Below are 12,273 nucleotides of genomic sequence, written 5' to 3' on the forward strand. Positions count from 1 at the left end.
AGACCGTCCTGCGTTTACCGCCAATTCATCCGTAATGGGTTGTGACACAGCCGCCCATTGCATAGGCTTGCGCGACTGTTTTACCTGCGCCAGTCGCGGGACCGCTTCGAGGAGATCACCGATGGGCTTGAACAACCAGTGGATGCAACGCGACCTCGCGGTGCTGTGGCATCCCTGCACCCAGATGAAAGACCACCAGCAACTGCCGCTGGTCCCGATCAAACGCGGCGAAGGCGTGTGGCTGGAAGACTTCGAAGGCAAGCGCTACCTCGACGCCGTGAGCTCCTGGTGGGTCAACGTGTTTGGCCACGCCAACCCGCGCATCAACCAACGCATCAAGGACCAGGTTGATCAGCTGGAACACGTGATCCTCGCCGGTTTCAGCCACCAGCCGGTGATCGAGCTGTCCGAGCGCCTGGTTGCCATGACGCCCGAGGGCCTGACCCGCTGCTTCTACGCCGACAACGGCTCGTCGTGCATTGAAGTCGCGCTGAAGATGAGCTTCCACTACTGGCTCAACCGTGGCCTGGCGAACAAAAAGCGCTTTGTGACGCTGACCAACAGCTACCACGGCGAAACCATCGCCGCGATGTCGGTGGGCGACGTACCGCTGTTTACCGAGACCTACAAGGCGCTGCTGCTGGACACCATCAAGGTGCCGAGCCCGGATTGCTACCTGCGCCCCGACGGCATGAGCTGGGAAGAACACTCGCGCAACATGTTCCTGGCCATGGAACAGACCCTGGCCGAGAACCACGCCACCGTCGCCGCCGTGATCGTCGAACCGCTGATCCAGGGCGCCGGCGGCATGCGCATGTACCACCCGGTGTACCTCAAGCTGTTGCGTGAAGCCTGCGACCGCTACGGCGTGCACCTGATCCACGACGAAATCGCCGTGGGCTTCGGCCGCACCGGCAGCATGTTCGCCTGCGAGCAAGCCGGCATCCGCCCGGACTTCCTGTGCCTGTCCAAGGCCCTCACCGGCGGCTACCTGCCGCTGGCGGCGGTGGTCACCACCGATGATGTCTACGACGCCTTCTACGACGACTACCCCACCCTGCGCGCCTTCCTGCATTCCCACAGCTACACCGGTAACCCGCTGGCGTGCGCGGCGGCGTTGGCGACGCTGGATATCTTCGAAGAAGACAACGTGATCGAAAACAACAAGGCCCTGGCCCAGCGCATGGCCACCGCCACCGCGCACCTGGTGGACCACCCCCACGTGTCGGAAGTGCGCCAGACCGGCATGGTGCTGGCCATCGAGATGGTCCAGGACAAAGCCACCAAAACCGCCTACCCGTGGCAGGAACGCCGTGGCCTCAAGGTGTTCGAGCACGCCCTGGAACGCGGCGCGCTGTTGCGCCCGTTGGGCAGCGTGGTGTATTTCCTGCCGCCGTATGTGATTACTCCGGAGCAGATCGACTTCCTGGCTGAAGTGGCCAGTGAAGGCATTGATATCGCCACCAACAGCAAAGTCAGCGTCGCCGTGCCAGAAGATTTTCACCCAGGCTTCCGTGATCCGGGTTGATTGCCCACAACATTTTTTCCAGAGAACAGAAATGAGACTGTCCCGCTTTTTCACCGACACCCCGCTGAGCATTGGCGACTTTGAGTTGCCCGAAGCCCAGGCGCACTACATCAGCCGTGTGTTGCGCATGAGCGAAGGCGATGCCGTGCAACTGTTCGACGGCTCCGGCCAGGAGTTTCGCGGCAGCTTGCTGGAAGTCGGTAAAAAGCGCGTCAGCGTGCAACTGACTGAGAGCTTCCCCGGCCAAACCGATTCGCCGCTGCACATCCACCTCGGCCAGGGCCTGTCCCGGGGCGAGCGCATGGACTGGGCGATCCAGAAAGCCACTGAATTGGGCGTGAACGAAATCACGCCGATTTTCAGTGACCGCTGCGAAGTGCGCCTCAAAGACGAACGCGCCGACAAACGCCTGCTGCACTGGCGCCAGGTGGCGATCAGCGCGTGCGAGCAATGCGGGCGTTCGACGGTGCCGGTGATTCATCCACCGCTGCTGTTGGCGGACTGGCTGAAGCAGGCCGAAGCGGATCTGAAGCTGGTGCTGCACCCCGTGGCCGAACCGATGGTCAGCCATGCCAAGCCAGCGAGCCTGGCGTTCCTGATCGGGCCCGAAGGTGGCTTGACCGATGGGGAAGTCGAAACTGCCCAGGACGCCGGTTTCCATGCTGCGCGCCTCGGGCCGCGCGTACTGCGCACCGAAACCGCACCCGTAGTGGCGTTGGCCGTCGCCCAACAGCTCTGGGGCGACTTCTAACCCCTCTCTTTGCAAACCCAATCAAAATGTGGGAGGGGGCAAACCCCCTCCCACATTTTGACCGAGTTGTCTGTTACAGCACGTAATGCATGATCGCCACAAAATGCAGCAAACTGCCGCCGATCACAAACAAATGCCAGATCCCGTGGGAGTGGCGCAACCGGTCCTCCAGGGCAAAAAAGATGATGCCCACGGTGTACAACACCCCGCCCGACGCCAGCCACGTAAACCCCGCCGTACCCAGCGCGGCGAGCAGCGGCTTGACCGCCACCAGCACGATCCAGCCCATCACCGCGTAGATCACGATCGACAGGATGCGCGCCTCCGAGCGCGGCTTGATCTCCTGCAGGATGCCGATCACCGCCAGCCCCCACACAATCCCGAACAGCGTCCAGCCCCATGGCCCGCGTAGCGTCACCAGGCAAAACGGCGTGTAGCTGCCGGCGATCAGCAGGTAGATCGAAAAGTGATCGACCTTCTGCATGATCTCTTTTCGCCGCCCGCGAACGCTGTGGTAAACGGTGGACGCGCTGTACAGCACCATCAAGGTAAAGCCGTAGATCGCCACGCTGACAATCTTCCAGGGGCTGCCGTCCAGGCTCGCCACCACCAACATCCAGACCGCGCCAATACAGGCCGCAACCGCCCCGAGCAAATGGCTCCAGGCGTTGAATCGTTCCCCGTGATACATCTGCCACTGACCTCCTGTAACCCTTGAGAACCGGCCGGTAAGCCTCCGGCCTTGCGCATCAGAGTGCAAGCGGCGTGTGACGTTCCGGCGACGCCGCGTGGTTTTGCGGGCACAATCGACGGCATTCGAACAAGAGCCACGGCCATGCTGATCGACGAAGAATTCACCCTCAAGAAACTGGAAATCTTCCTGGCGTTCATGCGCACCGGCAACCTGGCCCGCGCCGCCGCCGAGCTGCAAACCAGCAACGTCAGCGTGCACCGCGCCATCCACTCGCTGGAAAACGCCCTGCGCTGCCCGCTGTTCAAACACGAAGGGCGCAACCTCACCCCGCTGGAAAGCGCCTACGTACTCGAAGAGCGCGCGCAGAAACTGGTCGCCGATGTGGTCGACAGCGTGCGCCTCACGCGCGAAGCCGCCGGCTTTTCCGCCGAGCGCTTCAAGCTCGGCTCGTTGTATTCGCTCACGGTCAAGACCGTGCCGCAGCTGATCATGGGCCTAAAGATCCGCCGCAGCGAACTCAATATCGACCTGATCCTCGGCTCCAATTTCGACCTGCTCTACAAGCTCAAGAACATGGAAGTGGACGCGATCCTCATCTCCCTCGACGAGCACGCCAACGACCCGGACTGCGAGCAGATAGCGCTGTTCTCCGACGATATCTTCCTCGCCACACCGGCGGATTCACCCTTCGACCGCGAACAGGAAATCGACCTGGCCGACGTGCGCGACGCCACCTTCATCACCCTCACCCAGGGCTTCGCCACCCACCAGGACGGCAACCGAGTGTTCAAGCAGGCGGGGTTCGAACCGAAGGTGGCGATGCAGGTGAATGACATTTTCACGCTGCTGAGCATGGTCAGCTCGGGGGTGGGTTATGCGTTGCTGCCGGGGCGAATTGCGGCGGTGTACGAGAACCGCGTGAAGCTGATACCGCTGCAAGCCAGGTACCGGTTGCAGCAGCACATTGGGGTGGTGTTTTTGAAGGCCAAGGAGCGGGATCCGAATTTGCTCGCTTTGTTGGCTGAATGTCGGATGTACGCCAATCGGCAGGCCTGAGACCGTCATCGGGGGCTTGCCCCCGATGAGGCCCTACCAGCCAACACAACGCCCAAAGCTAGCCCACCAGCCCCCGCACAATGAAGTACAACAACGAAGGCCCCAGCAAACACCCAAGCCCGGTATGGAACGTAGCCGTCAGAGCACCATAAGGCACCAACCGCCGATCCGTCGCCGCCAGCCCCGCCGTCACCCCACTCACCGTCCCGGCCAACCCACCAAACACCATCGCCGAACGCGGGTTATCCAAGCCCATCCAGCGCGCCGCCACCGGCGTGCCGACCATCACCAGAATCGCCTTGATCAACCCCGTGGCAATCGACAGCGCCATCACATCCGAGGTCGCGCCAATCGCCGCGCCGGTCACCGGCCCAACGATGTAAGTCACGGCACCGGCGCCGATGGTGGTCATGCTGATTGCATCGCGATAACCAAACACCCAGGCCATGCTCGCGCCGACGATAAACGGCAGGATGGTGCCGAGCAGCAAGGCAATCACGCCGATCATCCCGGCTTTGCGCGCTTCGGTGGCTTGCACCTCGAACGCCGTGGCGACGATGGCAAAGTCACGCAACATGGCGCCGCCCATCAGGCCGATGCCGGAGAACAACGCCAGGTCGGCCAGGCCCTTTTGCCCGCCGGTGATCGTGCCGCCGACCCAGGCCAGCACCAGGCCGATCACGATGGCAATCGCCGAACCATGGATGCGCCCGAACGTGAGGCGCTTGGACAGCACCACAGAAATCCACATCACCACGCCCACAAAGGCAAACGCGGTGATCAGGCCGTTATGTTCCAAGCCTTTTTCGATGAGGTCCCACATATCAGCGGCCTCCCACTGGAACGATCAGCGGCTCTTCGGCGGGCAAGGGCTCGCCCTTATGCGTACGGCTGATGAGCGCAATGGTGCAGCCACACACCACCACCGAACCAATGGCCGCGAGTACCGCCACCGGCCCGCCGTGCAGGGCCGTGACCACGTTTTGCTGCGCCGCCATGGCGACCACCACCGGGATGTACATGGCGCCCCAGAAGCCCACGCCCATCTCGCATTCCTTGGTCATGCCGCCGCGTTTTTGCATCCACAAGCGCGCGCAGATCAGCAGGATCATGGCGATGCCCACCCCGCCCACGTTGGATTTGACCCCCAGCAACACGCCAAGCATGTCGCCCATGATCACGCCTGCGAGCGTGCAGATCGCCAGCAATGCCACACCGTAAATAATCATTGTTGTTGTCCTCAAAGTGCTCGATCGAAATTGTTGTTTTTGTGCTTCGAAAGCCTTGGGTGGTGCTTTATCGGTGGCGGCGACCCTCCTCTTGCAGCAAGGCCTGCAAGGTGTCCAGGCGCGCGCCTTCGCAGGCGATCACCGTGCCTTGTTCAAACACCCGGCGCGACAGCCCGGTGAGCACGGCGCCCGGGGGCAGTTCGATTTGCAGGCGCACGCCGCGCTCGTAGGCGCTTTGCACGGTGCCGCGCCAGTCGACGATGCGGCACATGTTAAAGGCCAGGTCGTCGCGCAGCTGCTCAGGGTTGTGGATAGGCCGCGCGCGAGTGCTGCTCAGGTAGGTGATGCGCGGGGCTTTGAGTGCAACGAACGCATCCGCCAATGCCTGGGCCGGTTCTTCCAGCAGCGCGCAGTGGGACGGCACGCTCACGGCCAGGCGCCTGGCGATGCCGTTGCCTTTGATGCGTTGCGCGACCTGCTGCATGGCCGCGTCACTGCCAGCGATCACGGTCTGGTTATCGGCGTTGATATTGGCCAGGTACACCGGGGTGTCGGGGCTGTGGATGTCGGCCAGCAGTTGCTCGACGGTGGATAACTCCGGGCCGATCAGCGCGGTCATGCCAAAGCCTTGTGGATAAGCATTTTGCATCAGCTCGCCGCGCAGGCTGACGAGTTTGATCGCGTCGCCAAAGCCCAGCGCACCGGCGATCACCGCCGCCGGGTAGGCGCCGATGGACAGGCCCGCGACATAATCCGGGATGTGTTCCAACAGCCGCGCATGTGCCACACCGGCAATCAACAGGCAGAGCTGAACAGCCCGAGTGTTGGCTAGCGCTTGGGCGGTATCCAGGGCGCGCACGTCTTCGCCCAAGGCATCGCTGGCTTCGTCCAGCACAGCGGCCGGCAGCGCCTGGAGCATCCCCGTGCGCTGGGCGCCCTGCCCCGGAAACACCAGCAGGCTGCTCATGCCACGGCCTGCCAGGGGTCGAGTACCAGGTGCGCGCCGCTGGAGGTTTTCAACAGTACGCGACGGGAACCGCTTGCCCATTCGCGCAGGGCGACGGCGCCAAACGGGGTTTGTAGTTGAAGGTCCACGGCACACGGCGCCGTATCAAGCATCGCCAAAAGATCTTCGGCATCCACGCGGGTCATCGGCTGCGGCGCGCGCAGGATCAAATCCAGATCGCTCTGGGCATGCAGCGCTTCAATGCCAGTGGCCAACTCAAAACCTGCACTGCCAGTGACGCCCCAGGCTTCCTGTGCCAGCACCGCACGCAGTTGAGCCAATGCCTGCAAGGCAGGCAAATCCCGAGGCGAGACGACGCTGCCGAGCGCCTCCGGAATCACACGCCGCAGCACGGCCGCTACAGGCATCACTGCCGCAAAGCGCTGCTCACGCAACCGCCCGCGCACGCCGACCGCCACATAACCAGGCTTGGCGACGGCGCGGCGCACCACCACCGGGTGGCCGGCGCTGAGCGCGTCCACCGCCCAGGCGGGTGCGTCGGCAGGCAGATGCGCCGGGGTCATGCCCCAGAGCAAATCGTGGGCGTTCACCATTGCGCCCGCAGCAGTTGGCGTACATGGCTGGACGCGGCGCGATTGGTCGCGCCGAGACGCCCGCTCAAGTCGGTGCTGGCGATGTCCTTGATCGCACTCACCAGGCACTCGCGAACCCGTGCCACGTCGTCCGGCGTCGGCTGCTCAATCTGGCTGACCGACAAGGTTTCCCACAGCAGGCCGAGGCTGGCATAGCTGTCGATGTCATAGGCCATCGGCGGCACGCTGGCGGCCAGGGCTTCCAGCTCCTCGACGCTGCGCAGGGTCACCCGCGCGGCCGACGCCTTGCCCATGGCGTGCACCATCACACCGGGGTCGCGCAGGGCGATCAGGCGGTTGGCCTGGTAGCCGTGGGCGAGGAACGCACCGGACATGGCCTTGCCCACCAGCAGTGCAATCACCGGGTGCCCTGCCAACCGGGCGCGGGCGTAGCTGTCAGCGGCGGCGGCCAGGGCCTGGTGGATGCCGAGGGCTTCTTCACGACGGCCATAGGCTTGGCTCGGCACATCGACAATGGCGATGATCGGGCGCTTGTCGCCACGGGCGATGGCTTCATCCACCGCCTTGGCCAGGCCCCAGCCTTCCAGCAGGCCAACTTCGCCATTGCGCGCACGCGGGAAGCGGTTTTGTGCGTCGGTGACCACGGCGATAAAACGCCCCAGTTCACCGTCGGCGACTTTCAGCGAGGCCGGCAAGCCTTCCACAGGCGTGGCACCGGCGCTCAATGCGTTAAACCATTGCAAGCCTCTCATGAGCGTTCTCCCTGATACAGATCGCGAACCGTGGCCGGGTCGATTTGCGGCGTGGCGTCCAGCTCGCTCAAGCGCGCGAGGTAATAGTCGGCCTGTTGGCTGCGTTGCCGAGCGGGCAGGCCTTGCTGCAATAACGCCGTAATCGTCTGCTGAATCTGCGCCACATCATCCGCCACATACCGGTCGGCCAAGCTGCTATTGAAACGCTGCTCACCGCCGGTAAGGCTCCAGATGAAAGGCCGGTCGCGGGAGTCGTATTCTTCCAGGCCGGCTTCCTGTTCGATCACTTGCGGGCCGTTCAGCCCCAAGCGCGCTTCACGGGTAACGACGAGGTAACTGCACAACCCGGCCGCGATGGACATGCCGCCAAAGCAACCGACGCTGCCCGCCACCACACCGATCACCGGCTGATACTGGCGCAGGTCGACAATCGCCGCATGGATATCGGCAATCGCCGCCAGGCCCAGGTTGGCTTCCTGCAACCGCACACCGCCGGTTTCCAGCAGCAACACGGCGCGGGTCGGAATGCCGTTGCGGTTGTCTTCGGCCGCCAGTTCCAGGGCACCGGCGATTTTCGCGCCGCCCACTTCCCCGAGGCTGCCACCCTGGAAGTTGCCTTCAATCGCCGCCACCACCACCGGCAAACCGGCGATGCTGCCCTTGGCGATCACCACGCCGTCATCGGCTTGCGGCACCACGCCCTGGCGGCTGAGCCACGGCGACATCACGCGTTGGAACGGGTCGATCAGTTCGCGATAAGTGTCGGCGTCCAACAACGACTTGGCGCGCTGGCGTGCAGCGAGTTCGACAAAGCTGTGTTTGCTCAGCAAGTCAGTCATGGCCGATCTCCTCGAAACCCTGCTCCAGGCGCAAACGCACCACGCCGGGGGTGGCGCCGAAATCGTGGATATCAATGTTCAAGGCCGGCGGCGTCTGCTCCTGGAAGATGCGTTCGAACAGATGCTGCCAGCGTTGCTCGGCGCCATTCACCGAGGTTTGCACCTGGATGGTCAGCGTGCCGGGCGTGCCCGGTTCCAGCAGCACTTCGAGGTCGCCGGAGCCGACGCACCCCACCAGCGCACGGCCTTTGGGCGGCTGCCCGGCGGGGAATTCAAAGGATAAGGTTTCCATCACAGCGCTCCGTCGAGGCGGTCGATAAACAGGCAGGCGGCCAACAGGTCGGCGGCGCCGCCGGGGGAGGCATTCAGGGCCAGCAGTTGCTGGTCCAGCGCGTGCAGTTGGCGGCGGCCGGCGAGCGTGGCGCTGCCGCCGGCGTCGAGCACGGCTTGGGCGCCCTGCTGCATGGCTTGCAGGCCTTCGGTGCCGGCGCGATAGAGCACGCAGGTGTCGGCCAGGTCGGTCATGATCGCGAGCAAGGCATCCAGGCGCGCGTTCTGTTCGCCGGCGTTTTGCTCGCGGCTTTTGCGCAGTCGCGGCAGGCCGCGTTGCATCACCGAGGGGAAGCCGAGCTGCGCTTCTTCACGGGCGCCGCGTGCGCCGTAGCGTTGCGCGACCTGGGCGCCGTGGCTCAGGGGTTGCGGGGCGTAGCGGTCATTGAGCAAGGCCAGCCGGGCGGCGGTCAGCGTGATAGCGCGGGGTTCCAAAGCCGCCGCAGCGGTGAGCAAACCGAGGGCCCAGATTGCGCCGCGATGGGTGTTCACCCCGCCGGTGGTGGCGAGCATCGCTTGCTCGCCTTCACGGCCGATGCGGCCGAGGGCCTCGCGCAGGGGCAAGCCGACTTCACCGAATTCAAGCGCCGCTTCGGCCATTTCCTTGAACATCGGCCACAGCGACAGCGCCGAGGCGTGCATCAGGCCCAGGTGCAAATCGCTGTGGGCGCCGTTGCCACGTCGGTCCACCAGGGCAGGCTTGGGCGACAGGTCAGCCTCATCGATCAACGCGTCGACGGCCATATCCGCCAGGCGATCGGCCAGGCTCAGTTCATGCAATTTAAGGGCGCGCATTTACCAGCTCCTGAATTTGGCGGGCGGGTTGTACAGGCCGCCGGACCAGTCCACCAGATCGGCCACGCTCTTGGCGGCCAGCAGCTCGCGGGTGGCGTCGGTGCGGCGGATGCCGAGGTCTTCGGGCAAGGCGATCAAGCCTTCGCGGCGCATGCGCGCGGTGTCCTTGGGGTTGTGGCGCATGCCGATGGCGGTGACCCCGGCGACGGCGGCGATCATCGCCTGGCGTTCTTCCAGGGAGCGCGCCTTGTACAGGTAGGCGATGCCTTCTTCGGTGAGCAGGTGGGTCACGTCGTCGCCGTAGATCATGATCGGTGCCAGCGGCATGCCGCTTTTGCGTGCGACTTCCACGGCGTCGAGGGTGTCGACGAAGGTGGGTTTGCCGCCTTCCTGGAAGGTCTCGACCATTTGCACGACGAGTTTTTTACCGCGCTCCAGCAGCGCCTCTGGTGCATCGTCGTGGCGCATATCCAGCCACGCCGGGGTGCCATGGCGACGGCCGCGCGGGTCGTGGCCCATGTTCGGCGCGCCGCCGAAACCGGCGAGGCGGCCCCGGGTCACGGTGCTGGAGTGGCCGTCGCCGTCCACTTGCAGGGTGGCGCCGATAAACAGGTCCACGGCGTACTGGCCGGCGAGTTGGCAGAACATGCGGTTGGAACGCATCGAGCCGTCGCGGCCGGTGAAGAACACATCCGGGCGCGCGGCGATGTAGTTTTCCATGCCCAGCTCGGTGCCGAAGCAATGCACGCTTTCGACCCAGCCGCTCTCAATCGCGGGGATCAGCGTGGGGTGCGGGTTGAGGGTCCAGTTACGGCAGATCTTGCCCTTGAGGCCGAGGGATTCGCCGTAGGTGGGCAGGATCAATTCAATAGCAGCGGTGTTGAAACCAATGCCGTGGTTGAGCGACTGCACATTGTGTTTTTCGTAGATGCCACGGATCGCCATCATCGCCATCAGCACGTGTACCGGCTTGATATGGCGCGGGTCGCGGGTGAACAGCGGTTCGATGTAGAACGGCTTGTCGGCCACCACCACAAAATCCACCCAGCTTGCCGGGATGTCGACGCGAGGCAAATCGGTGACGTCATCCACCAACTGGTTGACCTGCACGATGACGATGCCGTCGCTGAAGGCGGCGGGCTCGATCAACGCCGGGGTGTCTTCGGTGCTGGCGCCGGTGTAGATATTGCCGGCGCGGTCGGCCATGAAGCCGGCGGAGAGCACCACGTTGGGGATCAAGTCCACCACCAGCCGCGCATAGAGTTCGATGTAGGTGTGGATCGCGCCGATTTCCAGCAGGCCGTCTTCCAGCAGCTGGCTGATGCGCAGGGATTGGGTGCCGGCGAAGGAGAAATCCAGCTTGCGGGCGATGCCCTTTTCAAACAGGTCCAAGTGCTCGGAACGCCCGACACTGGGCATGATCATGTGCAAATCGTGGAGCTTGGCCGGGTCGGCCTTGGCCAGGGAGCGCGAGAGGAAGTCGGCTTGTTTCTGGTTGTTGCCCTCCAGCACCACGCGGTCGCCGGGGAGGATCAGCGCTTCCAGGGCTTCGACGATTTTGTCGCTGGGCAGCACGGCCCCGTCTGCGTATTTTTTGACCAGCCCGAGGCGCCGCTGCTTCTCGTCGCGCCGCCGCGTCCAGCGCGAGTCGGGGGTAGTTGTTGTTGTCATGGTCGCTCCACGGGGTTTGCTGTCGTGGGCTTACCTTAGGAGTGAAAGCGAGGGGCATCAATCAAGCTGGGCGTTGGACTGTTACGCCCAGGTTAATGATGGCTCAATGAACACGGGGATTCAGGCGTTGCGCCATTCGAGGCGATGGAACCAGATGGTCCGAAGCAGCGCCAATGCCGCAAAAACGTGCAGCCCCAGCACTGCCGGCGCGCTCCAATCCCACAGGCCTGCCAGGGCTTGCGCGTAAACCGGCAGCAGCAGCAAGAGCAGCGCCACCAGCGCGCCGGCACCCAGTTGCTCCCAATTTTTCAAGCGGCTGACACGGGAGGCGATCGCGTAGCCCAGCAGTGCGCCGAGGCACACGATCAGCAGGCTTAGCAGGTCATGTTCATCGATGGGAGGAAAGCCCAGCCAGTTAAACAGCAGGCCAAACGCAAGCAGGGTGAGCGAACAAATTGCGAAAAATACGAAGGCATATTCCAGGGCATCCAGCAGGCGATCCCGGATGAACCTTCGGGCCTGTGTTTCTTCATCCGCGGTCGGCTTCTCGGTTATCGCCACGGCCAGCAGGCCTGAACCGAGCCCACCCAGGGTCATGACCACGAAATTGCTCATTACGCCTTTGATAGCCTGTTCCGCGCCGATGAGATTCAGGCTTTCCAGATACACCAGAATAAACACCGCGCCGGCCGAGGTAATCATGAAGCCCCACAGCTTGCCGCGGTTGGACTGCACGTTCATGGTCACTGCCGCCGTGAGCACCAGCACCGCAAACCACATCAGCAGCACGCCGGTAAAACTATTGAGGTTGTACAGCCAGGCAAACCCGTCCAAAAGCCACATTGCGTCGATACTTCTGTCGAAAAACTCCCCTCGCTATCGGCAGTGGGGTGGGGATCTTTACGGTGGCAAGGGGCGGCATGATGGGTGGCAGTTTTCCAATACAGAACAAATTACCTGTGGGAGGGGGCTTGCTCCCGATGGTGGTGGGTCAGGTGCAGCTGCATCAACTGGCAGTCCGCCATCGGGGGCAAGCCCCCTCCCACATTTGTTCATGTGGTGTTAGAA

14 protein-coding genes are annotated in these 12,273 nt (G+C 63.6%); 3 read left to right on the forward strand and 11 right to left on the reverse strand.

Going from position 1 to position 12,273, the window contains the following annotated elements; all coding sequences use genetic code 11:
- Positions 1-121: 121 nt before the first annotated feature.
- Together AC0IYH_RS18535 and AC0IYH_RS18540 are read left to right on the forward strand one after the other, a co-directional pair.
- Positions 122-1,528, forward strand: a complete 1,407-nt coding sequence (locus AC0IYH_RS18535) for an adenosylmethionine--8-amino-7-oxononanoate transaminase (RefSeq protein WP_471835625.1) — start codon at positions 122-124, stop codon at positions 1,526-1,528.
- Positions 1,529-1,559: 31 nt separating this feature from the next.
- Positions 1,560-2,279 (forward strand): 16S rRNA (uracil(1498)-N(3))-methyltransferase, encoded by a 720-nt coding sequence (locus tag AC0IYH_RS18540; RefSeq protein ID WP_471835626.1) that lies wholly within the window; start codon positions 1,560-1,562, stop codon positions 2,277-2,279.
- 73 nt (positions 2,280-2,352) lie between these two features.
- On the opposite strand, the gene trhA is transcribed toward AC0IYH_RS18540, so the two are convergent.
- Entirely contained in the window at positions 2,353-2,970 is a 618-nt protein-coding gene (gene trhA, locus AC0IYH_RS18545; RefSeq protein ID WP_101273387.1) for a PAQR family membrane homeostasis protein TrhA, read from the reverse strand.
- A gap of 144 nt (positions 2,971-3,114) precedes the next feature.
- On the opposite strand from trhA, the gene AC0IYH_RS18550 reads away from it, so the two are divergent.
- Positions 3,115-4,029, forward strand: a complete 915-nt coding sequence (locus AC0IYH_RS18550) for a LysR family transcriptional regulator (protein ID WP_122774623.1) — start codon at positions 3,115-3,117, stop codon at positions 4,027-4,029.
- Between the two features lie 58 nt (positions 4,030-4,087).
- On the opposite strand, the gene madM is transcribed toward AC0IYH_RS18550, so the two are convergent.
- The 10 genes from madM to AC0IYH_RS18600 all read right to left on the reverse strand — a co-directional run bounded on the left by madM (position 4,088) and on the right by AC0IYH_RS18600 (position 12,048).
- Positions 4,088-4,852, reverse strand: a complete 765-nt coding sequence (madM, locus tag AC0IYH_RS18555; protein ID WP_058426582.1) for a malonate transporter subunit MadM — start codon at positions 4,850-4,852, stop codon at positions 4,088-4,090.
- 1 nt (position 4,853) lies between these two features.
- The gene (gene madL, locus AC0IYH_RS18560) at positions 4,854-5,258 is read right to left on the reverse strand and encodes a malonate transporter subunit MadL (protein ID WP_110620266.1); all 405 of its coding nucleotides are present in this window, start codon (positions 5,256-5,258) and stop codon (positions 4,854-4,856) included.
- Positions 5,259-5,325: 67 nt separating this feature from the next.
- Positions 5,326-6,225 (reverse strand): malonate decarboxylase subunit epsilon, encoded by a 900-nt coding sequence (gene mdcH, locus AC0IYH_RS18565; RefSeq protein WP_471835629.1) that lies wholly within the window; start codon positions 6,223-6,225, stop codon positions 5,326-5,328.
- On the reverse strand, positions 6,222-6,818 hold the full coding sequence (locus tag AC0IYH_RS18570) for a malonate decarboxylase holo-ACP synthase (protein ID WP_471835631.1): 597 nt from the start codon (positions 6,816-6,818) through the stop codon (positions 6,222-6,224). Before AC0IYH_RS18570 ends, mdcH begins: the two co-directional genes overlap by 4 nt.
- Complete coding sequence (mdcE, locus tag AC0IYH_RS18575) at positions 6,812-7,570, reverse strand: biotin-independent malonate decarboxylase subunit gamma (RefSeq protein WP_116626809.1); 759 nt, start codon at positions 7,568-7,570, stop codon at positions 6,812-6,814. Before mdcE ends, AC0IYH_RS18570 begins: the two co-directional genes overlap by 7 nt.
- Positions 7,567-8,409: a biotin-independent malonate decarboxylase subunit beta gene (locus tag AC0IYH_RS18580; protein ID WP_471835633.1), complete on the reverse strand. Its 843-nt coding sequence runs from the start codon at positions 8,407-8,409 to the stop codon at positions 7,567-7,569. Before AC0IYH_RS18580 ends, mdcE begins: the two co-directional genes overlap by 4 nt.
- Positions 8,402-8,701, reverse strand: coding sequence for a malonate decarboxylase subunit delta (locus tag AC0IYH_RS18585; protein WP_015886328.1), 300 nt, complete (start codon positions 8,699-8,701; stop codon positions 8,402-8,404). Before AC0IYH_RS18585 ends, AC0IYH_RS18580 begins: the two co-directional genes overlap by 8 nt.
- Positions 8,701-9,534 (reverse strand): triphosphoribosyl-dephospho-CoA synthase, encoded by an 834-nt coding sequence (locus AC0IYH_RS18590; protein WP_471835635.1) that lies wholly within the window; start codon positions 9,532-9,534, stop codon positions 8,701-8,703. The genes AC0IYH_RS18585 and AC0IYH_RS18590 overlap by 1 nt, the downstream gene beginning before the upstream one ends.
- A complete protein-coding gene (gene mdcA, locus AC0IYH_RS18595; protein ID WP_471835637.1) occupies positions 9,535-11,205 on the reverse strand; it encodes a malonate decarboxylase subunit alpha in 1,671 nt (556 codons plus the stop codon).
- A 120-nt stretch (positions 11,206-11,325) separates the two neighbouring features.
- The gene (locus AC0IYH_RS18600; protein WP_471835638.1) at positions 11,326-12,048 is read right to left on the reverse strand and encodes a hypothetical protein; all 723 of its coding nucleotides are present in this window, start codon (positions 12,046-12,048) and stop codon (positions 11,326-11,328) included.
- Positions 12,049-12,273: the final 225 nt, after the last annotated feature.

This window comes from Pseudomonas sp. AC463 (assembly GCF_979253585.1).

Excerpts from the sequence above, each read along its gene's own strand:
- AC0IYH_RS18535 (WP_471835625.1), top strand. The coding sequence starts at position 122 with ATGGGCTTGAACAACCAGTGGATGCAACGCGACCTCGCGGTGCTGTGG.
- AC0IYH_RS18540 (WP_471835626.1), top strand. The coding sequence starts at position 1,560 with ATGAGACTGTCCCGCTTTTTCACCGACACCCCGCTGAGCATTGGCGAC.
- trhA (WP_101273387.1), bottom strand. The coding sequence starts at position 2,970 with ATGTATCACGGGGAACGATTCAACGCCTGGAGCCATTTGCTCGGGGCG.
- AC0IYH_RS18550 (WP_122774623.1), top strand. The coding sequence starts at position 3,115 with ATGCTGATCGACGAAGAATTCACCCTCAAGAAACTGGAAATCTTCCTG.
- madM (WP_058426582.1), bottom strand. The coding sequence starts at position 4,852 with ATGTGGGACCTCATCGAAAAAGGCTTGGAACATAACGGCCTGATCACC.
- madL (WP_110620266.1), bottom strand. The coding sequence starts at position 5,258 with ATGATTATTTACGGTGTGGCATTGCTGGCGATCTGCACGCTCGCAGGC.
- mdcH (WP_471835629.1), bottom strand. The coding sequence starts at position 6,225 with ATGAGCAGCCTGCTGGTGTTTCCGGGGCAGGGCGCCCAGCGCACGGGG.
- AC0IYH_RS18570 (WP_471835631.1), bottom strand. The coding sequence starts at position 6,818 with ATGGTGAACGCCCACGATTTGCTCTGGGGCATGACCCCGGCGCATCTG.
- mdcE (WP_116626809.1), bottom strand. The coding sequence starts at position 7,570 with ATGAGAGGCTTGCAATGGTTTAACGCATTGAGCGCCGGTGCCACGCCT.
- AC0IYH_RS18580 (WP_471835633.1), bottom strand. The coding sequence starts at position 8,409 with ATGACTGACTTGCTGAGCAAACACAGCTTTGTCGAACTCGCTGCACGC.
- AC0IYH_RS18585 (WP_015886328.1), bottom strand. The coding sequence starts at position 8,701 with ATGGAAACCTTATCCTTTGAATTCCCCGCCGGGCAGCCGCCCAAAGGC.
- AC0IYH_RS18590 (WP_471835635.1), bottom strand. The coding sequence starts at position 9,534 with ATGCGCGCCCTTAAATTGCATGAACTGAGCCTGGCCGATCGCCTGGCG.
- mdcA (WP_471835637.1), bottom strand. The coding sequence starts at position 11,205 with ATGACAACAACAACTACCCCCGACTCGCGCTGGACGCGGCGGCGCGAC.
- AC0IYH_RS18600 (WP_471835638.1), bottom strand. The coding sequence starts at position 12,048 with ATGTGGCTTTTGGACGGGTTTGCCTGGCTGTACAACCTCAATAGTTTT.